25 protein-coding genes are annotated in these 25,442 nt (G+C 65.9%); 17 read left to right on the top strand and 8 right to left on the bottom strand.

Annotated features, from left to right (window positions below; all coding sequences use genetic code 11):
• Positions 1–335: 335 nt before the first annotated feature.
• Both VOI27_RS12515 and nth read right to left on the bottom strand, forming a co-directional pair.
• Positions 336–1,328, bottom strand: a complete 993-nt coding sequence (locus VOI27_RS12515; protein WP_323765687.1) for an adenosine kinase — start codon at positions 1,326–1,328, stop codon at positions 336–338.
• Entirely contained in the window at positions 1,325–1,969 is a 645-nt protein-coding gene (gene nth / locus VOI27_RS12520; protein ID WP_323765688.1) for an endonuclease III, read from the bottom strand. Before nth ends, VOI27_RS12515 begins: the two co-directional genes overlap by 4 nt.
• Before the next feature lie 91 nt (positions 1,970–2,060).
• Between nth and VOI27_RS12525 the strand changes: the two genes are divergently transcribed.
• Positions 2,061–2,897 (top strand): bifunctional helix-turn-helix domain-containing protein/methylated-DNA--[protein]-cysteine S-methyltransferase, encoded by an 837-nt coding sequence (locus tag VOI27_RS12525; protein WP_323765689.1) that lies wholly within the window; start codon positions 2,061–2,063, stop codon positions 2,895–2,897.
• A 217-nt stretch (positions 2,898–3,114) separates the two neighbouring features.
• The gene (locus tag VOI27_RS12530) at positions 3,115–3,771 is read left to right on the top strand and encodes an OmpA family protein (protein WP_323765690.1); all 657 of its coding nucleotides are present in this window, start codon (positions 3,115–3,117) and stop codon (positions 3,769–3,771) included.
• Between the two features lie 631 nt (positions 3,772–4,402).
• On the opposite strand, the gene VOI27_RS12535 is transcribed toward VOI27_RS12530, so the two are convergent.
• From VOI27_RS12535 to VOI27_RS12550, 4 genes are all read right to left on the bottom strand, one after another.
• Positions 4,403–4,645 (bottom strand): hypothetical protein, encoded by a 243-nt coding sequence (locus VOI27_RS12535; protein ID WP_323765691.1) that lies wholly within the window; start codon positions 4,643–4,645, stop codon positions 4,403–4,405.
• 139 nt (positions 4,646–4,784) lie between these two features.
• The gene (locus VOI27_RS12540; RefSeq protein ID WP_323765692.1) at positions 4,785–7,157 is read right to left on the bottom strand and encodes an HWE histidine kinase domain-containing protein; all 2,373 of its coding nucleotides are present in this window, start codon (positions 7,155–7,157) and stop codon (positions 4,785–4,787) included.
• Between the two features lie 443 nt (positions 7,158–7,600).
• Positions 7,601–8,230 carry a LysE family translocator gene (locus tag VOI27_RS12545; RefSeq protein ID WP_323765693.1) on the bottom strand — a complete coding sequence of 210 codons (630 nt, stop codon included), beginning with the start codon at positions 8,228–8,230 and terminating at the stop codon, positions 7,601–7,603.
• A gap of 74 nt (positions 8,231–8,304) precedes the next feature.
• Positions 8,305–8,811, bottom strand: a complete 507-nt coding sequence (locus VOI27_RS12550; RefSeq protein ID WP_323765694.1) for a DUF1772 domain-containing protein — start codon at positions 8,809–8,811, stop codon at positions 8,305–8,307.
• A gap of 84 nt (positions 8,812–8,895) precedes the next feature.
• On the opposite strand from VOI27_RS12550, the gene VOI27_RS12555 reads away from it, so the two are divergent.
• Positions 8,896–9,513, top strand: coding sequence for a TetR/AcrR family transcriptional regulator (locus VOI27_RS12555; RefSeq protein ID WP_323765695.1), 618 nt, complete (start codon positions 8,896–8,898; stop codon positions 9,511–9,513).
• A gap of 653 nt (positions 9,514–10,166) precedes the next feature.
• Here VOI27_RS12555 and VOI27_RS12565 read toward each other — a convergent pair.
• Together VOI27_RS12565 and VOI27_RS12570 are read right to left on the bottom strand one after the other, a co-directional pair.
• Positions 10,167–11,042 carry an SMP-30/gluconolactonase/LRE family protein gene (locus VOI27_RS12565; RefSeq protein WP_323765696.1) on the bottom strand — a complete coding sequence of 292 codons (876 nt, stop codon included), beginning with the start codon at positions 11,040–11,042 and terminating at the stop codon, positions 10,167–10,169.
• Positions 11,039–12,688, bottom strand: coding sequence for an SMP-30/gluconolactonase/LRE family protein (locus tag VOI27_RS12570; protein WP_323765697.1), 1,650 nt, complete (start codon positions 12,686–12,688; stop codon positions 11,039–11,041). The genes VOI27_RS12565 and VOI27_RS12570 overlap by 4 nt, the downstream gene beginning before the upstream one ends.
• Positions 12,689–12,799: 111 nt before the next feature.
• On the opposite strand from VOI27_RS12570, the gene VOI27_RS12575 reads away from it, so the two are divergent.
• The 14 genes from VOI27_RS12575 (at position 12,800) to VOI27_RS12640 (ending at position 25,431) form a co-directional block, all read left to right on the top strand.
• A complete protein-coding gene (locus VOI27_RS12575) occupies positions 12,800–13,981 on the top strand; it encodes a mandelate racemase/muconate lactonizing enzyme family protein (protein WP_323765698.1) in 1,182 nt (393 codons plus the stop codon).
• Positions 13,978–14,841 carry an SDR family oxidoreductase gene (locus tag VOI27_RS12580; protein ID WP_323765699.1) on the top strand — a complete coding sequence of 288 codons (864 nt, stop codon included), beginning with the start codon at positions 13,978–13,980 and terminating at the stop codon, positions 14,839–14,841. The genes VOI27_RS12575 and VOI27_RS12580 overlap by 4 nt, the downstream gene beginning before the upstream one ends.
• A gap of 42 nt (positions 14,842–14,883) precedes the next feature.
• Positions 14,884–15,882 carry a tripartite tricarboxylate transporter substrate binding protein gene (locus VOI27_RS12585; protein ID WP_323765700.1) on the top strand — a complete coding sequence of 333 codons (999 nt, stop codon included), beginning with the start codon at positions 14,884–14,886 and terminating at the stop codon, positions 15,880–15,882.
• A 69-nt stretch (positions 15,883–15,951) separates the two neighbouring features.
• Complete coding sequence (locus VOI27_RS12590) at positions 15,952–16,494, top strand: tripartite tricarboxylate transporter TctB family protein (protein ID WP_323765701.1); 543 nt, start codon at positions 15,952–15,954, stop codon at positions 16,492–16,494.
• 4 nt (positions 16,495–16,498) lie between these two features.
• A complete protein-coding gene (locus VOI27_RS12595; RefSeq protein WP_323765702.1) occupies positions 16,499–18,010 on the top strand; it encodes a tripartite tricarboxylate transporter permease in 1,512 nt (503 codons plus the stop codon).
• A 496-nt stretch (positions 18,011–18,506) separates the two neighbouring features.
• The gene (locus tag VOI27_RS12600; RefSeq protein ID WP_323765703.1) at positions 18,507–19,166 is read left to right on the top strand and encodes a GntR family transcriptional regulator; all 660 of its coding nucleotides are present in this window, start codon (positions 18,507–18,509) and stop codon (positions 19,164–19,166) included.
• Positions 19,163–20,641 carry a sulfatase-like hydrolase/transferase gene (locus tag VOI27_RS12605; protein ID WP_323765704.1) on the top strand — a complete coding sequence of 493 codons (1,479 nt, stop codon included), beginning with the start codon at positions 19,163–19,165 and terminating at the stop codon, positions 20,639–20,641. Before VOI27_RS12600 ends, VOI27_RS12605 begins: the two co-directional genes overlap by 4 nt.
• A 26-nt stretch (positions 20,642–20,667) precedes the next feature.
• Positions 20,668–21,399, top strand: coding sequence for an ABC transporter substrate-binding protein (locus VOI27_RS12610; RefSeq protein ID WP_323765705.1), 732 nt, complete (start codon positions 20,668–20,670; stop codon positions 21,397–21,399).
• Positions 21,363–21,623 carry a hypothetical protein gene (locus tag VOI27_RS12615; protein WP_323765706.1) on the top strand — a complete coding sequence of 87 codons (261 nt, stop codon included), beginning with the start codon at positions 21,363–21,365 and terminating at the stop codon, positions 21,621–21,623. The genes VOI27_RS12610 and VOI27_RS12615 overlap by 37 nt, the downstream gene beginning before the upstream one ends.
• 13 nt (positions 21,624–21,636) lie before the next feature.
• The gene (locus VOI27_RS12620; protein WP_323765707.1) at positions 21,637–22,425 is read left to right on the top strand and encodes an ABC transporter ATP-binding protein; all 789 of its coding nucleotides are present in this window, start codon (positions 21,637–21,639) and stop codon (positions 22,423–22,425) included.
• The gene (locus VOI27_RS12625) at positions 22,422–22,748 is read left to right on the top strand and encodes a hypothetical protein (RefSeq protein WP_323765708.1); all 327 of its coding nucleotides are present in this window, start codon (positions 22,422–22,424) and stop codon (positions 22,746–22,748) included. The genes VOI27_RS12620 and VOI27_RS12625 overlap by 4 nt, the downstream gene beginning before the upstream one ends.
• A complete protein-coding gene (locus tag VOI27_RS12630; protein WP_323765709.1) occupies positions 22,748–23,572 on the top strand; it encodes an ABC transporter permease in 825 nt (274 codons plus the stop codon). The genes VOI27_RS12625 and VOI27_RS12630 overlap by 1 nt, the downstream gene beginning before the upstream one ends.
• Positions 23,569–24,369 (top strand): ABC transporter permease, encoded by an 801-nt coding sequence (locus VOI27_RS12635; RefSeq protein WP_323765710.1) that lies wholly within the window; start codon positions 23,569–23,571, stop codon positions 24,367–24,369. Before VOI27_RS12630 ends, VOI27_RS12635 begins: the two co-directional genes overlap by 4 nt.
• A gap of 105 nt (positions 24,370–24,474) precedes the next feature.
• Positions 24,475–25,431, top strand: a complete 957-nt coding sequence (locus VOI27_RS12640) for a tripartite tricarboxylate transporter substrate binding protein (protein WP_323765711.1) — start codon at positions 24,475–24,477, stop codon at positions 25,429–25,431.
• Positions 25,432–25,442: the final 11 nt, after the last annotated feature.

Raw genomic sequence — 25,442 nt, forward strand, 5'->3', positions numbered from 1 at the left:
CTCGCGGGTGTGCGGATCAATGCAACCTCGGGTGACCCCGCCCCGGCCTCCGCGCCGGGGCCTCCCGGTCCGCGGTGAGGCCCCGGATCAGGTCCGGGGCGGGGCGGTGTGGGGTGCGGCCTGTGCCGCAAGCCCGGTCGTTTCGCGCATCTGCATCCGGTCCAGTCTCAGCCCACGAGCTGACATGCCAGCGGGCCTTATCCGCCACCGCAAGGCTCGCGGGTGTGCGGATCAATGCAACCTCGGGTGACCCCGCCCCGGCCTCCGCGCCGGGGCCTCCCGGTCCACGGTGAGGCCGCGGATCAGGTCCGGGGCGCGGCGGTGCAGGGCGGGGCCTAGCCTGCCAGCCCCGCCGCTTCCAGCACCTGCATCAGCTCGGTCTCGGCCCGCGGCCCCACGTGTCGGATCACCTCGCCCGCCACCGCGCAGCCCATCCGGCCGCAGGTCTCCATGTCGCGCCCCTGCGCCAGCCCATAGAGGAACCCGGCGGCAAAGCCGTCGCCCGCGCCGGTCGCATCCACCGGCACGATCCGCTGCACGCCGACGTCGGTGCGCTGTCCCTGGGCCACGATCGTCACCCCCTCGCCAGAGCGGGTGCAGGCCACCAGCGGGCAGATCGCCGCCACCTTCGCCAGCGCGTCCTCGGTGTCTTCGGTCTCATACAAAGAGCGGATCTCGGCCTCGTTGCCGATCACGTAATCCAGCTCGTTCTCGATCAGCTGCAGGAAATCCGCCCGGTGCCGCTCGACGCAGAACGGATCGGAAATCGCGATCCCGGCCTTGCCGCCGGCGGCGCTGCAGGCGCGGGCCATGCGGGTGAAGGCTTCCTTGCCCTTGTCCTTGTCAAACAGATACCCTTCGAGAAAGACGATTTCGGCGTTCTGCGCCACCTCTTCGTCCACGTCGTCGGGCCCCAGCTCGGCGGAAATCCCCAGATAGGTGTTCATCGACCGCTCGCCATCGGGCGAGACGAAGATCATCGAGCGCGAGGTCGGCAGCTCGCCGCCCGGCACCGGCGGATTGACAAAGGCGGTGCCGACACGCGCCATCGCCTCGGCGTAGAACCGGCCCAGCGCATCGTCATGCACCCGGCCGACAAAGGCGGTGCGCAGACCGAGATTGCCGGCCCCGGCGATGGTATTGGCGACCGAGCCGCCGGCGGCCTGCTTGCGCTCGCCCATGGCGCCATAAAGCAGCTCGGCGCGGTCGCGCTCGATCAGCTGCATGATGCCTTTTTCGATGCCCATGTGATCGAGGAAGCTGTCGTCGGCCTGGGTGATCACGTCGACAACGGCATTGCCGATGCCGACGACCTGGTAGGTTTTCATAGGGTCTTGTCCTCGTACAAACAGAGATCGCGGATGATGCAATTGGCACACATCGGTTTGCGCGCCTTGCAGATGTAGCGGCCATGCAGGATCAGCCAGTGATGCGCATGCTGCTGGAAATCCACCGGGATGTTGTCCTCGATGGCGCGTTCGACGGCATCGACATCCTTGCCCGGACAGATGCCCGAACGGTTGCCGACGCGAAAGATATGGGTGTCCACGGCCTGCGCCGGATACTGCCACCACATGTTGAGCACCACATTGGCGGTCTTGCGGCCCACCCCCGGCAGAGAGACCAGCGCGGTGCGGGAATTGGGCACCTCGCCGCCATAGTCCTCGACGAGGATCTTCGACAGCTTGATGACGTTCCTGGCCTTGTTGCGATAAAGCCCGATGGTCTTGATGTGCTGGGTCACGCCCTCTTCGCCCAAAGCCAGCATCTTCTCCGGCGTGTCGGCGATCCGGAAGAGTTCCTTTGTCGCGCGGTTCACCCCGGCATCGGTGGCCTGCGCCGAAAGCGCCACGGCCACCACCAGCGTATAGGCGTTGACATGATCGAGCTCGCCCTTGGGCGCGGGCTCCGAGGCATGAAAGCGGGTAAAGATCTCGCGGATGGTGTGATAATCGAGCTGCTTGGCCATATCCGCTCTATGACCCAGCCGGTGCACAAGCGCAACATTCGGGTCGCGGGGGGCGGCGCCGCGCCTTAGATTGAGGCAAAGGAGATGCCCCATGACCCTGCAGGAAAACGGATACCACTACCAGGTCATGCGCCGCGCCATCGACCTGATCGATGCCAGCCGGACGCCGCTGACGCTCGAGGCGCTGGCCGGCGAGATGCAGATGAGCCCGGCGCATTTCCAGCGGCTGTTCTCGAAATGGGTCGGGGTCTCGCCCAAGCGCTATCACCAGTACCTGGCGCTGGGCCATGCCAAGGCGTTGCTGCGCGAGCGCTTCACCACCCTTGCGGCGGCCGATGGCGCCGGTCTGTCTGGCGGCGGTCGGCTGCATGACCTCTTCCTGCGCTGGGAGGCGATGAGCCCCGGCGACTATGCCGCCGGCGGCGCCGGGCTGGAAATCCGCTGGGGCTGGTTCGACAGCCCCTTCGGCCGGGCGCTGGTGATGGGCACCGACCGCGGGCTCTGCGGGCTGGGCTTTGCCGCCGAGATGGGCGAGGCCGGCTGCATGGCAGACCTGCGCCGCCGCTGGCCCGCGGCCGACTATGTCGAAGCCCCCGAGAAACTCGCGCCCTGGGTCGCCGCCGCTTTCGGCGAACGGCCTGGCGAGACCCCGCTCTACCTCATAGGCGCGCCGTTTCAGATCAAGGTCTGGGAGGCGCTGCTCACGATCCCCTCGGGCCACGTCACCACCTATTCCGAGATCGCCCAGAGCATCGGCAGCCCGCGCGCGGTGCGCGCGGTGGGCACCGCGGTGGGCCGCAACCCGGTGTCCTGGCTGATCCCCTGCCACCGCGCGCTGCGCAAATCGGGCGCGCTCGGCGGCTATCACTGGGGCCTGCCGGTGAAACGCGCCCTGCTGGCCTGGGAATCGGCCCGCGCCGACGCCTGACCCTCTTCCGGCTTCTTCTGTTCAAAAATACCCTCGGGGGAGGCGCCAGAGGCGCCGGGGGCAGAGCCCCCATCCTCCGACCGGCCCGGCAGAGCCTTGCCATTGGCGGGCTTCCGCCGATTCCCGCTTGCACGCGATTGTGAGCGGCGACAGGATCGCCATCAGTGTAAAGCACGCGCGGCGTGCGACAGCGCAAACAACGAGGCGAATGACTATCATGAAATTCCTGAGCAAACCCATCCTGCTGGCCACGGCCACCGCGCTCTCGCTTGCGGCCTGTACCACCCAGGGCCCCAACCAGAATCAGAAGGCCCGTCAGGGCGCGATCCTCGGCGGTCTCGCCGGTGCGGCGGCCGGCGCTGTTGCCGGTGGCAACGAGGTCGAGAAACGCAACCGCATCATCGGTGGCGCGATCGTCGGCGCGGGTCTCGGGGCCGGCATCGGCAACGTGCTCGACCGCCAGGAGGAAGACCTGCGCCAGAGCATGACCAATGGCAACGTGCAGATCACCAACACCGGTGACCGTCTGATCGTGACCCTGCCGAACGACATCCTCTTCGCGGTCGACGATGCCACCGTGCGCCCCGACCTGCAGCGCGACCTGCGGGCGCTGGCCGGCAACCTGCAGGCCTATCCGAACTCCACCGTGCAGATCGTCGGCCACACCGACAGCGACGGCGACGCCAGCTACAACCTCGGCCTGTCCAAGCGCCGGGCTGAATCGGTGGCCAACGTTCTGGTCGCCGCCGGCGTCTCTGGCGGCCGGTTGCAGACCATCGGCCGCGGCGAAGACCAGCCGGTGGCGGACAACCTGACGCCGCAGGGCAAGGCGCAGAACCGCCGGGTCGAGATCGTGATCCTGCCCAACGCCTGATCCGACGGTCACACCAAGAAGTGACCGGCCCCGGCCCGCAACAGACGCGGGCCGGGGCTTTTGTTTATTCCGTGAAGTACATGGATGCCGCTTGCCAGGTCCGGTCGGACCTCAAAGGCCGCGCGCGGCCTTGGCGTTGCCTGATGATGTCAGCATGTGCCACGACCCTCATTTATTCTGGACCTCCGCTTCAAGCCGCCGGGCAATATTCTGCGGTGTTGGACAGCATCGCCCGTTTGCGCGGCCGATGGCGCCGTTCTTGCCAGAGCGTTCTGGGGCCCCTTAAACCATCCGACTGATCCGAACCGCGGGACCAACTGGCTGGCAACTCAGTGCGGGCGCCATGAACCAGCAGAGTTCGCATGTTTTGATAGAATACTGGCGTGGAACGAGCCCACGCCCGGCATTGCCGTCATGCTCGTCACAAGCAGCAGCGACGGTTTGGGGCTGCATTGGTCCCACGCCGCGGGCGACCCTGCAGCCGATCGGCTGCTAGAGAGCCCCCGGACCCAAGTCATTCACAAATGGCTGGCTCCTCCGGCAGGATTTGAACCTGCAACCTGCCCCATAGGAGCGCGCGGGTGCATAAATCTCTTAACTTCAGTGTCTTGTGGGCGGGTTTCGTGTTTTTTCATCCGCCGCGGCCTGCATTGCAGGTGACCGACTGGCCGCCTGCAGGGCCATGCAGGTCGAAACTCGCCTGTCCGCCTTCGGCGGTCACGAGGTAGTAGGCAATCTGGGCTTCCTGCATCGCCAGCCTCCCTACAGCGGTATCGCCGGGGGCCAGCGTGAAGCTGAATTCGCCGCGGCAGGCTTCGGCCTCAGCAAGCGCTATGCTGAAAATGTTGACCTGCCGCTTGCGCCGGGTGAGCAAGGTGAAGTGTGCGAGATTGGAAGTGGACCGCCAGGTTTAACGCAGGTCGCGGCGGTGCTCAGTGCTGCGCACGCGCAATGCCATGGCGCGCCAACCGGGTGCCGGTTCGGCAGTGCACCATCTCTGCCTCGCCTGCGGATCATTTTTCACTGACCCCGATGACCGCCGCCGCAAGGGTCTGGACCAGGCGATCCGCTTTAAACGGCTTCTCCAGCCATAACGCGTCCTTCATGTCCGGCGGGATGTCGAGGACGCCGGAATAGCCGGTCGCAAACACAAATGGGATGCCTCGCTCGCGGACGACTTTCGCGGCAGGCCAGACGAGTTCGCCATTTAAATTGATGTCGAGCACCGCCGCGTCGAACCTCCCGGTGGCAGCTGCCTCAAGGGCCTCGCTCAGTGTCGAGGCGGGCCCGCTCACGATGCATCCAGCTGCCTGCAAGGCCGCCGTGGTCTCTTGGGCGACGAGGTGTTCATCTTCGACGACAAGCACCCGTTTCCCATTGAGGACCGTCCGATCACCCTCAGGCGGCCTGGCAGGGTTGAAGCTGCTTTCGGCCCGGCCATCTTTCGCCCACAGAGTGTCGAGCGGCAACTCGATGAGCGCCTTCAGGCCAGCGCGCGCGTAGTCGAGGGTGACATCGCCGCCGAGGTCGGTGGCCAGAATGCGTTCGATCAGAACGGAGCCGAAGCCCGTTCGGCTCGGCGCGCTGTCGATCAGTGGGCCACCTTTTTCCTGCCAGACAAAGATCAGTCGCCGGTCATCGCCTTCGCCGGACAGGTGCCACTCGGCGGTAACCCGCCCTTCCGGGCGCGTAAGGGCACCATATTTGGCCGCGTTGGTGGCCAGTTCGTGCAGGGCGAGGGTCAGGGTCTGCGCGGCTTTGGGCGTGACCCTCAGCCCCGGTCCCCCGACAAAGATGCGGCTGTCATCCTCCCCGCGGTAGGGCGCGACCGCGTTCTCCACCAGAACCTCGAACGAGGCGCCTTCCCAGCGGCTGCGGGCCAGCAACGAATGGGACTGCGCCAAAGCCGAGATACGGGCGACCAGGCGATCCGCTGCATCCGGTCCGATGGCCTGACCCCTGGGCAGGCTCTGGCGGGCAATCGACTGCACGACAGCAAGAATGTTCTTCACCCGATGATCGAGCTCGGCCATCAGCATGTTCTGGTGCTGCTCGGAGCGCTTGCGATCGGTCACGTCTCGGACAAAGCCGGTGCCGAGGATCGGCTCGCCCTCGGCATCGGTCTGAACGATACCTGTGGCATGGACGTGGTGCAGGCTGTCGTCCGGGTGAATGACCCGGTATTCGAGGTCGAAGGAGCGGTTCTCGCGGATGCAATCACGGACCTCCGCATCGAGCGTCGCTCGGTCTTCGGGGTGAACGTGAGCCATCCAGCCGGTGATCGTGATCTCGCCATCACCAACCCCCATGATGTCGCGTCCGCAGGCGTCGAGGGTCGCGGCGCCCGTGGTGAAGTCCCACGTGGCCCATCCCAGGCTCGAGGCCTGGGTGGCCATCTCCAGCGCGTCCCGGGCCTCGCGCAGCTGCTGCTCGCTTGTGCGCCGCGCCATCTCTGCACGTGCGCCTTCGACCGCCGCATGGGTCCGTTGCGCCACCTCCTCGGCCAAGGCGACATCGGCCGGATGCCAGTGCTTCGGCTGGTCGGAATGGATGGCCAGCACCGCGACAAGCCGACCGTCGCGGATGTGCGGGATATTCAGGAAAGCCCGGATACCGCGTTGCGCGAAGGCCTCAAGGGCCTCGGGTGTCGACGTGCGGGGGTCTTCGCGCACATCGGCGATGACCACGCTACGGCCCTCCTTGAGATCCGCAATAAAGTCGGCACCGAAATCGTGCAGCCGGTGGCGTCCGGCGCAGCTTGGCATGCTGCCGCTGTTCCAATCTTTGTCGATCAAAGCGAATGCGCCAGCCTCGTCGATCTCGGCGTAGGCGCTTTGCTCGACACCAAGATGCCGGGCGAGAAGGGCCGCCGCCTCAAAGCTGAGCGCGAGCGGGTCCCGGAGGGTTCTGAAATTCTCATTGAGTTCCACCCTCAGCTGGGCCCGGCGTTCCTCAAGCACCTGCTCGGTGATCTCGAGGCAGGGGCAGAGGAAACCTTGCACGATGCCGTCACGACCGCGCACGGGCGTGTAGGAGAACGAGAAATGCGTTTCCTCGAGATACCCCTTGCGCCGCATCATCAGCGGAATGTCGTCCATGTGCAGGGCTTCGCCGGCGTAGGCCTGCGTGACGATGGGTTCCAGATCCCGCTCCCAGATCTCCTCCCAGACCACGTCGAAGGGAAGGCCGAGCGCGGGGTGCTTCGCAGCGAGGATTTCCCGATAGGCATCGTTGTAGAGAAGCGTGCGCTCAGGGCCCCAAACGATGAACATCGGCTGGCTCGAGGTCAGCATCAAGTCAATCAGAACATGCAGGACGTGCGGCCAGCTATCGGGCGTGCCGAGGGGGGAGGACGCCCAGTCGTGGTCGCGGGTCAACTGGCCCATCGTTCCGCCACCTGAGGGGAGCGCAATGTTTCCTAAATCCTCGTCTCGCAACCACCATCTCCCATCCAGCTCCCGGCACGGAGCGTGTTCTCAGAACAGTAGGTATACCTATTCGTCGCGGGTGCCAGTAGTCCGACGTCTTCGTGAGGGAGATTTGCGCGCTGCTGTCCTGAAGTGTCGCTGACCGATCACGTGATGGCCTCATCGTCGCAGTGGCTGAGCCAACGCAAGCTCTCCCAACGGCGAGGTGGTCTGGCCGAGGTCGACCTTTGCTGCGCAGGAGGTGAGGCATTGGGCCGCGCGCGCCGCGAGTGTCTTGACTGAGCGACCGTGTCGACCAGCGCAGGGCCGCTTCGAGCCCATCTCGCCCGATGCTGTGCGGCCGACAAATGTTCAAGTTGGGCGCACCAATGACGTAGACTTTCGCAGGCCATGCAGCGGTTCTACGTTCGTTTGTAGAGCGCAAGACCGCCGGCGAGCGACAGCATGACGACGCCACAGCTGCGCTCAAGCAAGAGTGCTCCCCTCTCTCTGATGAACCGCATCGTATTGACACCCAGAGCCGCATAGGCGGTCATGACGGCAAGATCGATGGCGACGAAGATCACGGCCAGAGTGGCATATTGGCCGAAAAGAGGCTCGCCCGGATCGACGAACTGGGGCAGGAAGGCCGCGAAAAAGAGATAGCCCTTCGGGTTGGTGGCCGCGACCAGAAAGCTCTTCCGGAAGAGGCGCAACGGAGCACCTTCGGTCGAGGCAGTTGTTGTCCCTTTCGTCGCGTTTCCAGGCGCCGCTGACGATCTGAGCATCTGGATTCCGAGCCAGGCGAGGTAGATCGCACCGATCCACTTCACCACCGAAAACCAGAACGCCGATGTTGCCAGTATCGCTCCAAGCCCAGCGGCGGCTGCGGTCATCAGCACCAGGTCGGACAAACCGGCCCCGACGATCCCCGCCCCGGCGCGCATCATTCCGAAGCGCGACCCGTTGCTCAATGCCAGTAACACGGTTGGCCCCGGCGTGGCGACCGTAGCGAAGGCCACGAGGCCGAAGGCAAGAAGCGAGATATCCATCGGGAACGCCCTTGGTTAGGTGTCTGCCGGTATCCGGATTGCATTGCTCGGTGGCCGGTCCATACCGTCCGTGCTCAACCCGTACGGTGCCGCAATTGCGTCAACGCGACCCCAGTCAGCAAAAGCGCAATACCGCTGAAAACGGTTCGGGCGATGTTCCAGCCCTGCCAGGGGGCTGAGTAGGCCTGCCAGATCTCCCGCGCTGCCTGCGAGTCGCCCGGAACATTCACTTCCGCGAGCGTCTCGTTCATCGGCACGTTGACCATCAACGTGAGGATGAGCCCGCCGAGCAGGTACACCAGCGCCGCCCCGCCGAAAGCATATGAGGCCGGGCGCAGTTGCGCCTGTCGTGCCAGTAGAGCGGCGATCAACAAGACAACTGGGGTGAGAAAGAACGCCGGAAAGAAGACTGCATTGCGCACCGAGGCATTCATCGCCTGCATGGCGGCGATGGCCACCGCAGGGTCGGCTGCGTCCAGCCCCCACATGGTCGAACAGACCCAGGCAAAAAAGAACCCGAAGATCGCGCCGCTCAAAAGCAGTGCAAGCAAGGCGACCGGGAGGAGTGCGTATCGGGTCATATTCATCCTCTTAAGCGTATTTGTGATTACGGCTTTGCATTATCCGTAATTTGCGTTACGGATTCTGTCAACAAGGAGGTTCGGATGCGAGAGGAAAACAAGTCGCTCCGCCAGCAGCAGATCGAAACTGCCGCTTACAGCCTGCTGGAAGAGAAGGGCTATGCCGGGACGTCCATGCTGGCGATTGCCAGAAAGGCACGCGCCTCCAACGAGACGCTCTATAATTGGTATGGTGACAAGCAGGGGCTGTTCAAAGCCCTCGTGACCCGCAACGCGGCCGAAGTGAAATCGCTGCTGGAAGACGAACTGGCCGTAGAACAGCCCATGACAACGCTCGCGCGCTTCGGCCCGAAACTGCTGACCCTGTTGCTGGGGGACCGTGCCATCGCCTTGAACCGCGCGGCAGCGGCGGACCCCACCGGCGCGCTGGGTGCCGTGATCTCGCAAGCGGGTCGTGAAACTGTCCTGCCGTTATTGGTTCAGGTTCTCGAAGCGGCAAGGCGGCAGGGCGACTTGTCTTTCGACGAACCCGGGGATGCCGCATCGCTTTACATGAACTTGCTCGTAGGAGACCTGCAAATCCGACGCGTGATCGGCAGGGTGCCTGCACCCACGGATAGCTTTTGCGCGGAGCGATCGCGGCTTGCGCTGGCGCGTTTGTCGCTGTTGCTTGGCACAGTGTCCAAGGGGCTAAAGACCTGAGGTGACCGAACTCAACGTCTGCACAAGCCAGCCGTTGGAGCCACCGCGGCGAAATTGCATTTCGTCCACAGTGTGGGCGCTCGTCTGCCCAAAAAAATGCTGGATCGTGTGGGAATTGCGGGTTTGGCGAAGCCGCAACCTAATGGCATGATCATGGGGCAACGTCCGGAGTGGGCCGCGCGCACTGAATAGCCCCGTGTATCGTTGCCGTAGTAATCCCGGAGGCAGACTGGCCATGGAAACGGGCACAGGGCATAGCGGATCTTGGAGCGGCTCCGGGACGAGCACGGGTTCACCGGCGGCATCACGATCGTCACCGACTATGTCCGGGAGAAGAAGCGGCGGAACCGCGAGGTTTTCGTGCCGCTGGCGCCGGGACACGCACAGGCTGATTCCCGGCCGGCCGTATCGTTTTCCTGCCGACCCTGGCGGTCAGCCTCGCGGGCGATTGGCTCGGAGACCGGTTGGTTCCGATCGTAAACGACGCCGAACGCTGGAACCGGCACTGTCATTCAGAAGAAACGCCATGAGCTTTAAAAGTGAACCCATGGCTTCAGACGTCCGCGACACCGCCCAATTGATGCGACGATGCTCACCTGTTGCGGGGCGGCGCAGAGGGCGGCGGACTCGGGCTGAGCACGCGTCCGATTGCCTCAGACGCCGGCCACCCGCAAGACCGGCCCGGGACCGAACGCGCCTTGCGCGCCGAGCAGGTTGCCGGCATGCGGTTGCTCGCACAGCTCTTCGGCCCCGAGGAACCGCCGCTGGCTGGTGACATAGAGCGTGTCATCCCCCCAAACCGCCATGGTCGGCCGGCGCACCGGCAAGGTGAGCCGCATGACGATATCGCCGCTGGCCGGATCAATCCGCAGCAGCTCTCCCGGTCCGACAAGCGCGAGCCAGAGCAGGCCTTCCGCGTCCATGCTCATCCCGTCGGGATGCGCGCCCTCGGGCAGGGTCAGGAGTGTGATCCGCCGCGCGATGCCGCCCTGTGCATCCAGCTCCAGCCGTTCCAATGTGCGGCTGGGCGTGTCGGTGAACCAGATCGCATCGGCCGTCGGGTCGCCGACGATGGCGTTGGGGATCGCGATGTCACTCAACACCTTCTCGATCCGGCCCTCCCGGTCGCGCCGGAACAGCCCGCCGGTCGGAATGCCGCGCCCGGACATGTCCATCGAGCCGAACCAGAGCCGACCCTGTCGATCCGGCTTGCCATCGTTGAGCCTGCGCTCCGGGGCATCGGCCTCTGTATCGCTGAGCTGGTCCCAGGTCATCGCCTCCGGGTCGAGGGCGAACAGGCCGTTTTCCAGCCCCAGCACCAGCCGCCCGCTTTCGCCGAGGGCAATCAGCCCGCATTGGCCGGGCAGGGCGATCATCGCGTCCGCGCCGCCCGGCACATGGCGCAGCAACCGCTGACCCTGGATGTCGGCCCACCAGAGGCAGCCGCGATCTGCGTCCCAGAGCGGCACCTCGGCAGTGAGCGCCATGGCGTCGTGGCGCAGGGTGAAGTCGTAATTCATATCAGTCATGGTCTTTCCAGTTTCACACGGACAGGGGCGCGGCCTGCGACCTCGGGCTTCAGTTCGATAAGCCGCCCCGAAAGCGGCGCGATGTCATTGTAGCCCGGCGGCAGGCGCAGGTAGGTCGAGGTCACGAACAGGCTGTCGAGATCCACCCCGCCAAAGGTCAGCGCCGTGGGCATGGGCACCGGCAGGGCGTGGCGGGCCAGTTCCTTGCCCTCGGTGTCCAGCCGGATCACCGACCAGCCGCCGCGCATTGCCACCCAGATGCAATCCTCGGCGTCGATGGTCAGCCCGGCCGGCTGGCCTTGCGCCTCCGAGCCCTGCAGGAGTGCGCGTCGCGACACCGGCAGGCCATCGTCGCCCAGCTCATAGGCGATCAGCACGGCATGGCCCCCCTCACGGTCCTGCTCGGTCAGATAGGCGTGGCGGCCATCTGCGCTGAACACGGTGTTCTTGGGCAGAAAGATTTCGGGCACGATGATCTCGGGCGTCAGATCTGGGTGGATGCGATAGAGCGTGCCGCTCTTTTCGAGGTTGTCGAGCGGCATGGTGCCGACCCACATCCGCTGCTGCGGATCGACGCCGACGGTGTTGAAGCGGTTTTCGGGCCGATGCGCCTCCGGGTCGATCAGCGCAGTCTGCGCGCCGCTCGCCGGATCGAACAGCGACAGCCCGTTCTCGCCGCTCAGCAACAGCTCCGCGCCGGTGGTCAGGGCCAGCCCGCCGGTCAGCCCCTCCAGAAGGGTGCGGCCGCTTTGGCCGGTCTCGACGTCCAGCCAGCGCAGGGCGGGCGCCAGCACGTCCAGCCACCACAGCCGCCCGGTTTGCGCGCACCAGCTGGGGCTTTCGCCGACGTAATCGCGCCCGGTGTCATGGACGCGGCCCGTGAAGCCGGTCTTCGGGCGCGGCGCAATCCCCTGTTCGTTCAGCCGCTGGGTGACGCCCACGTGATGCGAGGCCCGGCGCGCGGCTTCGCGGATCATCTGGCCGGCCTCGTGCAGCTTTTCGGGTCTGGTGCCGGCCGCGTCGAACTGGCAGCAGAGCGCGCCGACCACCGTGCCTTCGCCGTCGAGCACCGAGGCCGCGACCGCCAGCGGATCGCCGTAGCTGGCGACATAGCCCAGCGCGCGGGCCTTGCTGAGGATGCGTTGCAGATCGGCGGACCATTCGTTCTTTTGACCCGCCGGGCGGCCGGCCAGGATCGCCTGTCCCGGCGTGCTGTCTTCGATCGACAGGCGTGGCCAGACCCGCACGGTGCGCCCGGCAGGATCGGCGGCGTCCAGTACAAAGACCGAATCGTCGTCGCTGACATAGAGGCAGCAGGGCACCTTGAGCAGCTGCGACAGCCGCGACATCTCGGCCTGACAGGCGCGCACGGTGGCATCGCGGTCCAGCGCGCCGCGGGCCAGCGACATCACCGTTGCGCCGATCGCATAGCGCCGGGTGTCGCGGTCATAGCGGACGAGCCGGCGCGAGCGCAGAGCCGAAAGCAAACGATGGAGCGAGCCCTTGGACAGGTCGAGGTGATCCTGGATCTGCCGGAATGTCAGGGGTGAGGACCGGCCCAGCAGCAGCAAGAGGTCAATGCCACGGGTCAGCGACTGTGCGCCCGGCACATCCTCGGCGTTTTCCAGCGGGTCGTCGATCTGCATGGCGTCCTCTCCTCCGTCTGCCCATGTATCACATAAGGGAAGCTTTGCGTGCAATGGGTCACATGTTGACACGGACGAAAAAACGTTCCACATTGTGGTACGGAGGATGAAATGACCCCAACCGCGACCCTTTCCGAGATCACGCTTTGGCGTGCCGATGTTTCGGCCAAAACCACCTGGCTGCTGCTGTGCCTGCGCGATGCGGCGGGCAACGAGGGCTGGGGCGAAGCCACGTCTTTTGGCAATGAGGTCGAGATTGCCGGGCTGGCCGCTCATCTGCGCGACCTCCTGAACTCCGAGGCCATCCGCGGCGTGCAGCCGCTTCTGGCCGCCCTGCGCCAGTCCGAAATCGCTCCGGGCCGCCGCGCGCTTCTGAGCGCGCTTGAGCAGGCCGGGCTGGATCTTGCGGCGCGTCGGGCTGGCCTTCCGCTGGCCGAAATCATGGGCGGCGCGCGCTGCGACGCGGTGCCGTTCTATGCCAATATCAACCGCGGCATTTCTGATCGCAGCCCCAAAGGCTTCGCTGATCGTGCCCGTGCCATGATCGAGACCACCGGCGCCTGCGCGGTCAAGATCGCGCCGTTTGATGGCTACCGCTGGGACCGGCTTGATTGGCCCGAACGGCGCGCGGTGATGGAGCAGGGCTTTGCCCGGGTCGACGCCGTGCGGCAGGCGCTGGCCGGCACGGCCGATGTCTTTGTCGATTGTCACGCAAGGTTCGACCTTCAGGGCGCGCGCACAGTGATTGCAGAGCTTTGCCGCATCGGTGTCGCCTGGATCGAAGAGCCTGCCGACATGCACCTTGTTGCGCCCGAGGATCAACGCCGGTTGCGGGCGGCCTGCCATTCCGGCGGCGCGCGTCTGGCCGGGGGGGAAAACGTCACCGATTGCGCCGGGATGGCGGCCTTGCTGGCGGATGGCGGACATGATGTCGTGCTGCCCGATCTGCGCCTGACCGGCGTTCAGGAAGGCGTGGCCATGCTGCGCCTCGCGGCGGCCTCGGGTGTCGCGGCAAGCCTGCACAACCCGGTGGGCCCGGTGCTCGATGCGATTTCGGTCGAGGTCGCGGCGAGCCTGCCGGCCTTCTTGATCCTTGAGCGGCAGATCGGCGAATCCGACCTGACCGCCCGCATTCGCCCCGATCCTGCCGCGCAGGCCAAGGGCCGCGTTGCGATCTCTGACACGGCCGGTTTCGGCTTTGTCCCGGACACATCGGCACTGGACACAACCCGCGCCGCGACGCCCGGGCTGGCCTCTTTCACCGGAACCCCCGGCGCGGGGCCGGACGCATGAACGACAAGGACACCGCCATGATTACCGACGCAGGCTTCTCGGGCCGCACCGCTCTCGTGACCGGAGCAAGCCGCGGCATCGCTGCCGCCATCGCCAAGGGGCTGGCCGGGCAGGGTGCCCGTGTGGCGATCAGCTACGCAGCCTCGGCCGACAGGGCCGCCGGGCATGAGGGCGCCGCCGACAGGCTGGTCGAGGAGATCAAGGCCGCCGGCGGCGAGGCCATCGCCATCGAAAGCGACATCGCCCAGCCGGGGGCCGCAGAGCGCCTTGTGGCGGAGTGCGAACAGCGCTTCGGGGCCATCGACACGCTGGTGCTGTCGGCCAGCGCGCAGGTCAACAAGGTGTTCTGGCGTCAGACCCCGTCGGATATCGCCACGCAATTGCAGGTCAATCTTACCGCCAATGTGGCTTTGCTGCAGGCGGTGCTGCCGCGCATGCAGGCCGAACACTACGGGCGCATCCTGACCATCGGCTCGGTGCAGGAAGTGGCGCCGGGGGCGGAGATGCCGATCTATGCCATGACCAAGGCGGCGCTGCGCAACCTCGTAGAGAACCTTGCCGTGCAATGCGCGCGCGATAACGTGATGATCAACAATATCGCGCCCGGCCTGATCCAGACCGACCGCAATGCCTTTCGCCGCCAGGACCGCACCGAATGGCAGGCGTTCATCCGCAGCGCCAATCCCGCCGGTCGCGCGGGTCAGCCGCAGGACGTGGTGCGCCCGGCGCTGTTCCTGCTGGCGCCAGACAATACCTTTACCACCGGCACCACCGTCTATGTCGCCGGCGCGGCGCAGGTCGCCCGGTCCAGCAGCGACGCGGCCTGTGCCGCAAGCCCCGCGATGCAAGACGCATCCTGAATTCCGACACATCCACACAAGCTGAAATCCAAGGGAGGACCCATGCTTAAAACCCTCATCAAAACCGCCGCCGTCGCGGCCCTGATCGGCCCCATTGCGGGCGCGGCCAGTGCCGCCGAGGATTACCCCTCGCGCAACATCGAGATGATGTTCCCCTGGGGGCCGGGCTCGGCCTTTGCCATGGCGCAGATCATCACCAATGCCATGGGCGACGAGCTGGGCACCAATATCTCGGTGGTCTCGACCCCCGGTGCGGCCGGTGTGAAATCCTTTAACACCGCGCTGGAGAAACCCGCCGACGGCTATACCCTGATTGACGGCTGGGTCGCGCCGCTGGTGCTGCAGCCGCTGGCCGGCAACACCGAGTTCACCCACACCGATTTCACCCCGCTGTGGTCGGCCACCCGCGTGCCCTTTGCCGTGGTGGTGCGCAAGGACGACGCGCGCTTCCCCGACTACGACGCCTTCATCCAGTACCTGAAGGACAACCCGGGCAAGGCGCGCTATTCCTCGGGCTCCATCGGCAATATCCCGCATATGGTGCTGGCCAAGATGATGCAGACCGAGGGCGTCTATGCCCGCAACATCCCCTATCCGCAGGACGGCGATGCCTTCAAGGACCTGCGCGGCGGGCTGCTCGACTTCAGCTTCAACGACCCGATCACCTTCCAGTCAAACAAGGACGCCTTCAAGACCCTCGTCGCCTTCACCAACGAGGAAGAGGTGGCCGCGGCCTATGACGAGAACACGCCGACGCTCGACGACGTGGGTGTTGATATCGGCCTGACCGGGCTTGCACCGTCGGGCTGGAACTGGTTCCTCGTCCACAAGGACACGCCCGAGGACGTGGTGGCCAAGCTCAACACCGCGATGGAAGCGGCGCTGAAGCGCCCCGAGGTGCAGGAAAAGCTGAAGGCGGCGGGCTTCCTGCCCACCATGTACCCGCCGGAGCGCTACGAAGAGATCGTCGGCCCCATCGGTGACCAGATCGCGGCCGCCAAGGACGCCATCACCTGGGAAGCCGAACAGCTGAAGAAGTAACCCACTCACGAAAACAGGGGCCGTCCCGGCAATATCGGTGCGGCCCACTTTGCAAGCGGGGAGGCGCAAATGAGCGCGACACAGAATTCACGGCGCGATCCGGACACCGACGTGGTGGCCCGCGTGGCATTGGGCGAATGGCTGCTGCTGGCGGCCTTCGTGGCCCTTGCGCTCTTCGTGCATCAACAGATTCTCGGCCCGCTGACCGATGAGGGCTACGCCAGCGGCGATGCGGTCAACAACGCGGCGCTGTTTCCGCGACTGGTGGCCAACCTCATCCTCGGGCTCTGCGCGCTGCAACTGGTGCAGCTTCTGCGCCGCCGGGTGCGGCTGAGCCCCGAATTTCTCCACCCCGCGACCCGCGAGACCGTCTGGCGCTGCCTCGTGGCCTCGGCCGTGCTCTTCGCCTACGTGCTGGGCCTGCCGCTGCTGGGGTTCTACCCCGCGACCGGTGCTTTCCTGCTGGCGCTGTTCCTGCTGCTCAAGGCGCGGCCGGTGTGGATCGCGGCGCTGGTTGCCGTGCTGCTGACCTTCGTGGTCGGCTACGTCTTCGAAGAGCTTCTGCGCGTGGTGCTGCCACAGGGGCGGCTCGGCCTCCCGGGACAAGGATAACCGCATGTTCGACATTCTCCTCTCCGGGCTCGACAGCTTCCAGTCCTGGCAAGTCATCGGCGGCGTGATCTTCGGCACCGTGATCGGCATGGTGGTGGGCGTGCTGCCCGGCCTCGGCCCGCTGATCGGCATCATCCTGATGCTGCCGGTGACCTTCCACATGGAGCCGGTTGCCGGCATGGGCATGCTGATGTCGATCTTCGTGGCAGGCTCCTGCGGCGGGGCGATCTCGGCCATCGTGCTGCGCATTCCCGGCACGCCGCTGGCCGCCGCGACGCTGCTCGACGGCTATCCCATGGCCAAGAACGGCCGCGCGGCGGATGCCATCGGCCTCGCCATCGCCTCTTCCGCCCTCGCGGGCGTCCTCGGCGGGGTGGTGATGATCCTCGGTGCCCCGGCGCTGGCGGCGGTGGCCACGAATTTCGGACCGCCAGAGTATTTCGCCCTGGCGATCACCGGCCTTCTGTCGATCTCGGTTGTGTCCAACGAGAGCACGATCAAGGGGCTGATGACCGGAGCCCTAGGCGTGCTGATTGCCATGGTGGGGTCCGACCCGCTGTCGAACGCGGCGCGGTTCACATTCGGCACCAATGCGCTGTCGGGCGGCATCCACATCGTCGCCATCATCGTCGGGCTCTTTGCCTTGTCAGAGGCCGCGTTCCAGATCCTCGAAGGCGGCTTCCGCAAGAAGCCAGAGGTGCAGGACGTCCGGGTCTCGATGCGCTCGCTCTGGATGGCGTTGCGGCACTGGAAGAACCTGCTGCGCTCCTCGACCATCGGTGTCTTTTTCGGAGCCTTGCCGGGCGCCTCGGGCATCATCGCATCGTTCACCGCCTATGCCATCGCGCGCAGCCGGCCGTTGAAGGGCGACGCGCCTTATGGCGAAGGCGCCGAGGGCGGGGTTGTCGCAACCGAATCCGCCAACAACGCGGCCTGCGGCGGGGCGATGATCCCGACGCTGGCGCTGGCGATCCCGGGCGATGCGGCCACGGCCGTTCTGCTCGGCGCATTGCTGCTGCTGGGACTGGTGCCGGGGCCGCAGATGTTCGCGCTCTCGGGCGATGCGGTGGGGGGCATCTTCCTCGCGTTTCTGGTGTCCAACGTGGTGCTGTTCTTCGTCGGCATGCTGATGACGCCGCTGTTCGTGCGGGTGCTGAAGGTGCGCAAGCAGTACCTCGTGCCCAGCGTTCTTTTGCTGTCGATCGTCGGTGTCTACTCGGTGCAGTCGCGGGTCGATGACCTCTGGGTCATGCTGATCTTCGGTGTGCTGGGCTTCGCCCTGCGCCGCTATGGCTATCCGCTGGCGCCCATCGTGATCGGTCTGATCCTCGGCCCCATTGCCGAGGGCAGCTACCGCCGCACGCTGCTATTTTCCGACAACGGCCCGTGGTTCATCCTCGAACGGCCCATCGCCACGACCATCCTTGCCATCGACCTGCTGGTGCTGATTGTGGCCTTCACGCCATCCGAATGGCGCCGGAGCGCGCTGGGCTGGGTGCGGCTGAAGCGCAGCTGACGGCAGGGCATTTCACCGCATGATTTGAGAGGGGATCAAGGGTCTCTTCATGCGTCCGCCGGGCCTCCTGCGGTCGCAGGCCGGACGTCGCGAGGCTGTTTCTTCGGCACAAGATTCCGTTGACCCGGATCTCGACCGGCGGGCCGCTGGCGCGCTGAGCGTTCTGGCCGCCAGCAAGGCGGCGATGGTCTTGGGCGACTTCGATTGGCAGGTCCGCAAGCAAGGGCGGGACCACCGCCAAGGCGAATCGGTCTTCTGGCCGCGGACCCCGTCTGGCAAGCCGCCGGAACCCAAATTCGCATCACTCACGTAACTCCATTCAACGCCCTCGGCACCGCCGAGATCGCCCGCGTGGTATGACGCCAGCGGGGGTGAGGGGCCTCTCGCGCCTCCCGTGGAAATCCCGCGGCAACGCCGAAATCACAATCAGCCACCGATTTTCCTTGCATTGAGTTCTGCTTGAGTTTTTACTGAGTACTCAGTTAAGGAGGGCACTGTGGCTCAACCACTTCGAAACACCGCCTACAAGAACTTCAAGCAGAAGCTCTTCGACAAGTCGCTGCTTCCCGGTGCTTTCGTGAGCCAGCGCGAGCTCTGCGAAATCCTGGAGTGCCCTATGGGGGCCGTCCGCGAGGCGCTGAAGAGGCTTGAGGCCGAGGGGTTGATCAACCTCCTGCCCCAGCGCGGCATCCAGATCGCCGATATCAACGTGAAGTTCATCAACGAAGCCTTTCAGTTCCGGCTGATGATCGAGCTTGATGCCGTCAGGCGGATGGTGGCGGAACCCGACAAGGCGCTGCTGACGTCCCTGCTCGGCAAGACACAGGACCTGAAAGAACGCGCGGTGAAAGCCGATGCGGCCGATGTGGCGCTGATGCAGGAAGGGCTCGACGTCGATCTTGAGCTGCACGCCGGGCTGGTGGGGGCAATCGGCAATTCGCTGGTGGCCGACACCTATGGCTCGATCGACGACCGCATCCGTCTGATCCGCCTGAACGGCCGGTTCTATGCCACCCGGCTGGCCGAGGCGATGGACGAGCACCTCAACATCATTGCCGCGCTGCTCGACCGCGACGAAGACGCCAGCGTTCAGGCGATGGAGGCGCATATCCGCACCTCCTGGCGCCGCTCTCTCGGAAACGAGGTCAACGGATGAGCCGACCCAATATCCTCTTCATCTTCTCCGACCAGCACGCTCAGAAGGTCTCGGGCTGTTACGGCGACGCGGTGGTACAGACGCCCAACATCGACCGTCTGGCGCGCGAAGGCGTGCGCTTCGACAATGCCTATTGCCCCTCGCCGATCTGCGTGCCGAGCCGGATGTCGATGCTCACGGCGCGCTGGCCGTACCGGCAGGAGTGCTGGGCCAACGACGATATCCTGCGCTCGGACCTGCCAAGCTGGCCACATGCGGCCGGGGCCGCGGGCTATGACCCGGTGCTGATCGGGCGGATGCATGCCATCGGGCCGGATCAGCTGCATGGCTACCGCGAGCGGCAGATCGGCGATCACTCGCCCAACTATCCCGGTGCAGCGCGGCAATCGCTGGGCGCGCTGGCGGGCACCAATGACCCCAACCCCGAGTCCATCGCCAAATCCGGCCCCGGCAACAGCGCTTATCAGAGCAAGGACCGGGACGTCACCGACGCGGCCGTCCGCTGGCTGCACGACACCGGCGCGGCCCGGGCGGCGGCGGGCGACCCCTTCTGCCTGACCGTCGGCTACATGCTGCCGCATCCGCCCTATGTGGCGGACCCCGAGGCCTATGCGCTCTACAAGGGCCGCGTGCCCGAGCCGCGGCTCGGGGCCGATGCGGCGGATGGCTGGCATGACTGGTGGCGCAGCGCGCGCGAGATCGACGAGGTGCCGCAGGGCGATCGCGACCGGGCCCGCGCCGCCTATTGGGCGCTGGTGCACCGGCTCGACGAGATGATCGGCGAGGTGCTGGCGGCGCTGGAGGCCATCGGCGAGCTGGACAACACGCTGATCGTCTATGCCTCTGACCATGGCGACCATCTGGGCGAGCGCGGCTTGTGGTGGAAGCACACCTTCTTCGAGGAGAGCGTCAAGGTGCCCCTGATCATGCGGCTGCCCGGGCAGGTGCCCGCCGGCGAGACCCGCGAGCAGGTGGTCAATCTGGTCGACCTGAGCCAGACCATGATCGAGGTGATGGGCGGCGCGCCCCTGCCGCATGCGGACGGGCGCAGTTTCTGGGCTGTCGCGCAGGATGGCACCGCGCCATGGACCAACGAGACCTTCAGCGAATATTGCACCGATGCCGTGCCCGCCTGGACCGGGGGGCGCGCGGTGCAGCAGCGGATGATCCGCCGCGAGAACTGGAAGCTCTCGCTCTATGACGGCGAGCCGCCGCTGCTGTTCGATCTGGCAACGGACCCGGACGAGTTGGTCAACCGCGCCGAGGATCCGGCCTGTGCCGCCATTCGAAGCGAGCTTGAGGCTGCGCTGACTGCGGATTGGTCGGTCGAGGCCGTCGCCGCACGGATGCGCGCGCGTCGGGCCGAGAAGGACCTGCTGGCCAGCTGGAGCGCGCAGGTCCAGCCGGGCAGCAGCCACATCTGGAATTTCACACCGGGGATCAACCGGTTGGAGACCTGCTCTCAGGAGGAATGAGAGCGTCACTTTAGGGAGGAGACATCATGAAGACCTTAATACTTGCCGCCATGGCGGCCGTCCTGAGCGCGGGCAGTGCCGTTGCGCAGGACATGCTGCCGCTGAAGATCGGTGCCGCGGGCGCCGTCGATCACGCGCCCATTTTCGTGGGTGTCGAGCAGGGCATCTTTGCCGATCACGGACTTGATGCCGAAGTGGTCATGTACCAGTCCGGCGTCGACATGCTCAACGGGCTGCTGAACGGCGCGCAGGACGTCAACGCCATGGGATCGGTGCCCTATCTGACCGGCCTCGCCCGCGGCTTTCCTTTGGTGCTGATCGCCCATCTGCACGGCGACCCCAACCGGGATGAATACACCGACAACCAGTCGATCGTGGCCTCTGCGGATTCGGGTATCGCCAAGGGTGACATTGCCGCGCTGGAAGGCAAGCGCATCGGACTGCCGCGTGGCACCGGGGCCGAGGGCTTCCTGCTGGGCGTGCTGGGGTCTGCCGGGCTCGAGGAAAGCGACGTGCAGCTGATCAATGTGCCCCCGGCCGAGCTTGTCACCGCGCTGAACCAGAACGACGTCGATGCAGTGGCGATCTGGCAACCCTGGGGTGCGACCGCCGCGAAAGCATCGCTGCCGAAAAGACCCAGGAGCTCGAGAAGTTCATGGCTGCCTTCGCGGAATCGCAGGCCTGGGTGCGTTCGAACCGTGACGAGGCGGCAGAGATCAGCATGCGCTGGATCTCGGGCGTCGATCTGGACACCATGAAGCTGGCGCTCAGCGGATCGGCGCTCGATCCGCGGATCTCGACCTACACCGCCGAGATGTACCAGGCAAAGACCCTGCCGTTCCTGATGGGGCTGGGCCGCATCGACGAGAACTTCGATCCCTCGGGTTCGATCAACACCTCGTTCCTCGCCGCCGCGGAAAAGGCCAATCCCGACGCCTTTGCCGATCTCGAGCCGATCCCCGACGACCGCAAGGCCTATTGAGGACACCATGATGATGACCGCAGTCCGAGAACCCAAGATCTCGCTTTCCGATGTCACGCTCGTCCACACCAACGAAGAGCGCCGGCAGGAAAACGTCGCCGTAGAGGACCTGACACTCGACATCAACGAGGGAGAGTTTCTCTGTGTCGTGGGCCCCTCGGGCTGCGGGAAATCCACCCTGCTGTCCGCCATCGCGGGCTTCATGAAGCCGCGCCTCGGCACGGTGACGATGAACGGCCGGAAAATCGACAAACCCGGCGCCGACCGTGGTGTGGTGTTCCAGGAATATGCGCTGCTGCCGTGGAAGACTGTGCTCGACAATGTCGCCATCGGCTTGCGATATCGCGGCGTGCCCAAGGCCGAGCGGGAGAAGACCGCGCGTGAATACCTTGCCATGGCGCGGCTGTCCGAGGCGGCGGACAAGTATCCGCATGAGCTTTCGGGTGGCATGCGCCAGCGCGTGGCGGTGGCCCGCACCTTGGCCAACACGCCCGAAATCATGATGATGGACGAGCCCTTCGCCGCGGTCGATGCGCAGACCCGCCTGACCCTGCAGGAAGAGCTTCTGCGGGTCTGGGCGAGCAACCCGATTACCGTGCTCTTCATCACCCACTCTGTGGAAGAGGCGGTGTTCCTCGCCGACAGGGTGGCGGTGCTGACCCCCGGGCCGGGCCGGCTGCGCTCGGTCGTCGACATCGACATCCCGCGCGAGGACCGGCATTGGGACACGATCTCCAACACCCCGCGGTTCGTGGAATTGCGCGACCATGTGATGAAGCTGGTCCGGGACCCGAGCCGATGATCGCCCGCATCCCCGAGGCCTGGCGGACGCCGGTGCTGACCGTTTCCACCGTCGCGCTGGCGATGGCCGGCGCCGCGGTGGTCGGCGGGATGAACGCCCGCGACGCCCTGGCCGGTGTCGATCTGAGCCGCAAGCCGCTCGACGTCACCGTCCGCCTGCCGTTCGAGCCCGAGCGGTTTCACCTCGAGGCCTTTCAGGAGGTTGGCCGCTACCAGGGCTGGACCGAGGATGGTGCAGTGATCCGTGCCGCCGATCCCGAGGGCCTCAGGCGGCTGGCCCGCAACTACTGGGTGGATGAGATCGCCGCCCTGGAGATCGACTGATGGCTGACACTGCCTTTTCCCCGCCCCCGACCCGCCGGCTGCCGCTGCCCGGTCGCGCCCAGCGGCGCGGTGCGCTTGGCATCCTCGTCGTTCTGGCGCTCTGGCAGATCTCGGTCTGGCTGATCGACCTGCCGGCCTATTTCTACCCAGCGCCCACCGACGTCTTCGCGGCCTTTGTCGAACTCATGCACAAGGGCATCCTGCCCGCCTACCTGCTGGACAGTGCCGGGCGTTACGGCGCCGGCGTTGCCCTCGGGCTGAGCATGGGCGTGGGCTTCGGCCTGCTGATCGGGCTGTCGCGCTTCTGGTCGCGGCTGCTGGCGCCGCTGATCAACTTCTTCTATGCGATTGTCGAGGTTGCATGGATCCCGCTCTTGGTGATCTGGATCGGCTATGGCTTCAACACCATCCTGATCGCCATCACCTACGTGGTCTTCTTCCCGGTGCTCTACAACACGCTGACCGGCGTGCGCACGGTGCAGCCGGTGCTGATCAATGCCATGCGCACCCTCGGCGCCAACCGCCGGCAGGTGGTGACCAGCGTGATCCTGCCCTCGGCGCTGCCCAACATCATCACCGGCTTCCGCGTCGGCGCGGGCTTTGCCTTCCGCGGGCTGATCTTCGCCGAGATGATCGCTGCCGGGTCTGGCCTCGGCTTTTTGATCTTCGAGGGCGCCACCACGCGCCAGACCGACCGGGTGGTCGTCGGCATGATCATGATGGGCCTGCTCTGGCTGCTGCTCGACCGGCTGCTGCTGCGCCCCGTCGAACGCGCCACCATCGAACGCTGGGGCCTCATCCGTGCACAGGGAGACGGCGCATGACCGCGATTGCCATCACACCGCCACCGGCGAAACCCCGCATCGACCCGGGCCTGATCACCGGCGCTCTGCCCTTCGTCGTGCTGATCACGCTCTGGGCGCTGGCCCCGACGCTGAGCGACATCCCGGCCTACAAGCTGCCCTCGCCGATGAAGGTCTGGACCACCTTCACCGACATGCTGGCCAACGGCAGCCTGCTGCCCGACGTCTGGGCCAGCCTCAAGCGGCTCGCGGTGGGCTATCTGCTGGGCAACCTGATCGCCATTCCGCTGGGGCTGGCCATCGCGCTCAATCGCGCCGTGGCCGAGACGCTGACCCCGGTGCTCAGCTTCTTCCAGTCGATTGCCGGCATCGCCTGGGTGCCGCTGGCGATCATCTGGTTCGGGGTCGGTCAGGGATCGGTGCTCTTCGTGATCGCCAACACGATCTTCTTTGCCTCGATCTATTCGACCGTGATCGGCGTGCAGTCGATCCCGCAGGTGCTTTACCGCGCGGCGCTCAGCCATGGCGCAAGCCGCTGGGACGTGGTGCGGACAGTGGTCGTGCCCGGCGCGCTGGTGCAGATCCTCGTCGGCCTGCGCACCTCGATGGCCTATGGCTGGCGCGCGCTGGTTGCCGCCGAGATGATCGCCGGCTCCGACGGCATCGGCTACATGACCCTCGAGGCGGTGCAATGGTACCAGACCGAGATCGTGATCCTCGGGATGATCCTGATCGGCATCCTCTGGCTGCTGCTGGATTACACGATCTTCCGTCCAATCGAAAAAGTCACGGTCCGCCGCTGGGGGCTGATGTCCTGACGCGCCGAGACACCGGCGGGGCCGTGCCACCCGCACGGACCGCCGCGCCTTGCCTACTGCCGCGGTGAATGACGCGGTCCACATGCATCACAGGAGGAGACCAAGATGCTGAACAAAATGACCCACCGCGCCGCGGCCCTGGCATTTGCAGCCGCAGCGCTGGCCGCAGGTGCCGCACAGGCACAGCAGTACCCGTCAGAGCCGGTAAGGGTGACCGTGCCCTTCGGCGCCGGCGGCGGCACCGACACGCTGGTGCGTACCCTGCAGCCCTATGTCGAGGCGGCGCTCGGCGGTGACCTTGTCGTGCTCAACAAGCCCGGTGCCGGCTCGGTGACGGGCAGCCGCGCGGCTTCGGGCGAAGATGCTGACGGCTACAACCTTCTGGTCAACCACGCCACGCTCCTGACCAACATGGCGGTGGGCAAGGCCGACTTCGGCCTCGACGCCTTCGAGATCGCGGGGTCCACAACCGCGATTCCGCTGGTGGTGGCCACGCCCGCCACCTCCCCGATCAATTCGCTGGACGCGCTGAGAGACGCGCTGGCGGGCGGTGATCCGGTGATCGCCGGCGTCAACATCGGCGCGGTGAACCATTTCGCGCTGCTGATGGTCGAAGATGCATTGGGTGCCGGTGACTTCCGCTATGTCCAGACCGGCGGCGGGGCGGCAACCACCGCGGCGCTTTTGGGCGGACAGATTTCCGTCGGCGTGCTGTCTGCCGCCGAGGCCAAGCCGCTGAGCGAGGCCGGCGAGGTTCAGGTCATCGCCGCCCTGCAGGACGCCCCCATCGACAGCCTGCCGGACGTCCCGACCGCCGCCGAACAGGGCGCCGACGTCAGCCTGGCGATCGAGCACACGTGGTACTTCCCCAAGGGCACGCCCGACGCCGTTGTCGACCGGATGAGCGAGGCCCTGGGCACCGCGATGAATGACGGTGAGTTGCAGCAGACACTGGCCGGACGCGGCATGTCGGCCGTGTTCTACCCGGCGGCCGAGGCCGCGGACTGGACCGCGGCGACGCTCGAGCGGCTCTCCTCCGTTGCCGAAGGCATGGGCGACTGAGGCCGCATAGG

This window comes from Marinovum sp., assembly GCF_034669705.1.
GTDB lineage: Bacteria > Pseudomonadota > Alphaproteobacteria > Rhodobacterales > Rhodobacteraceae > Marinovum.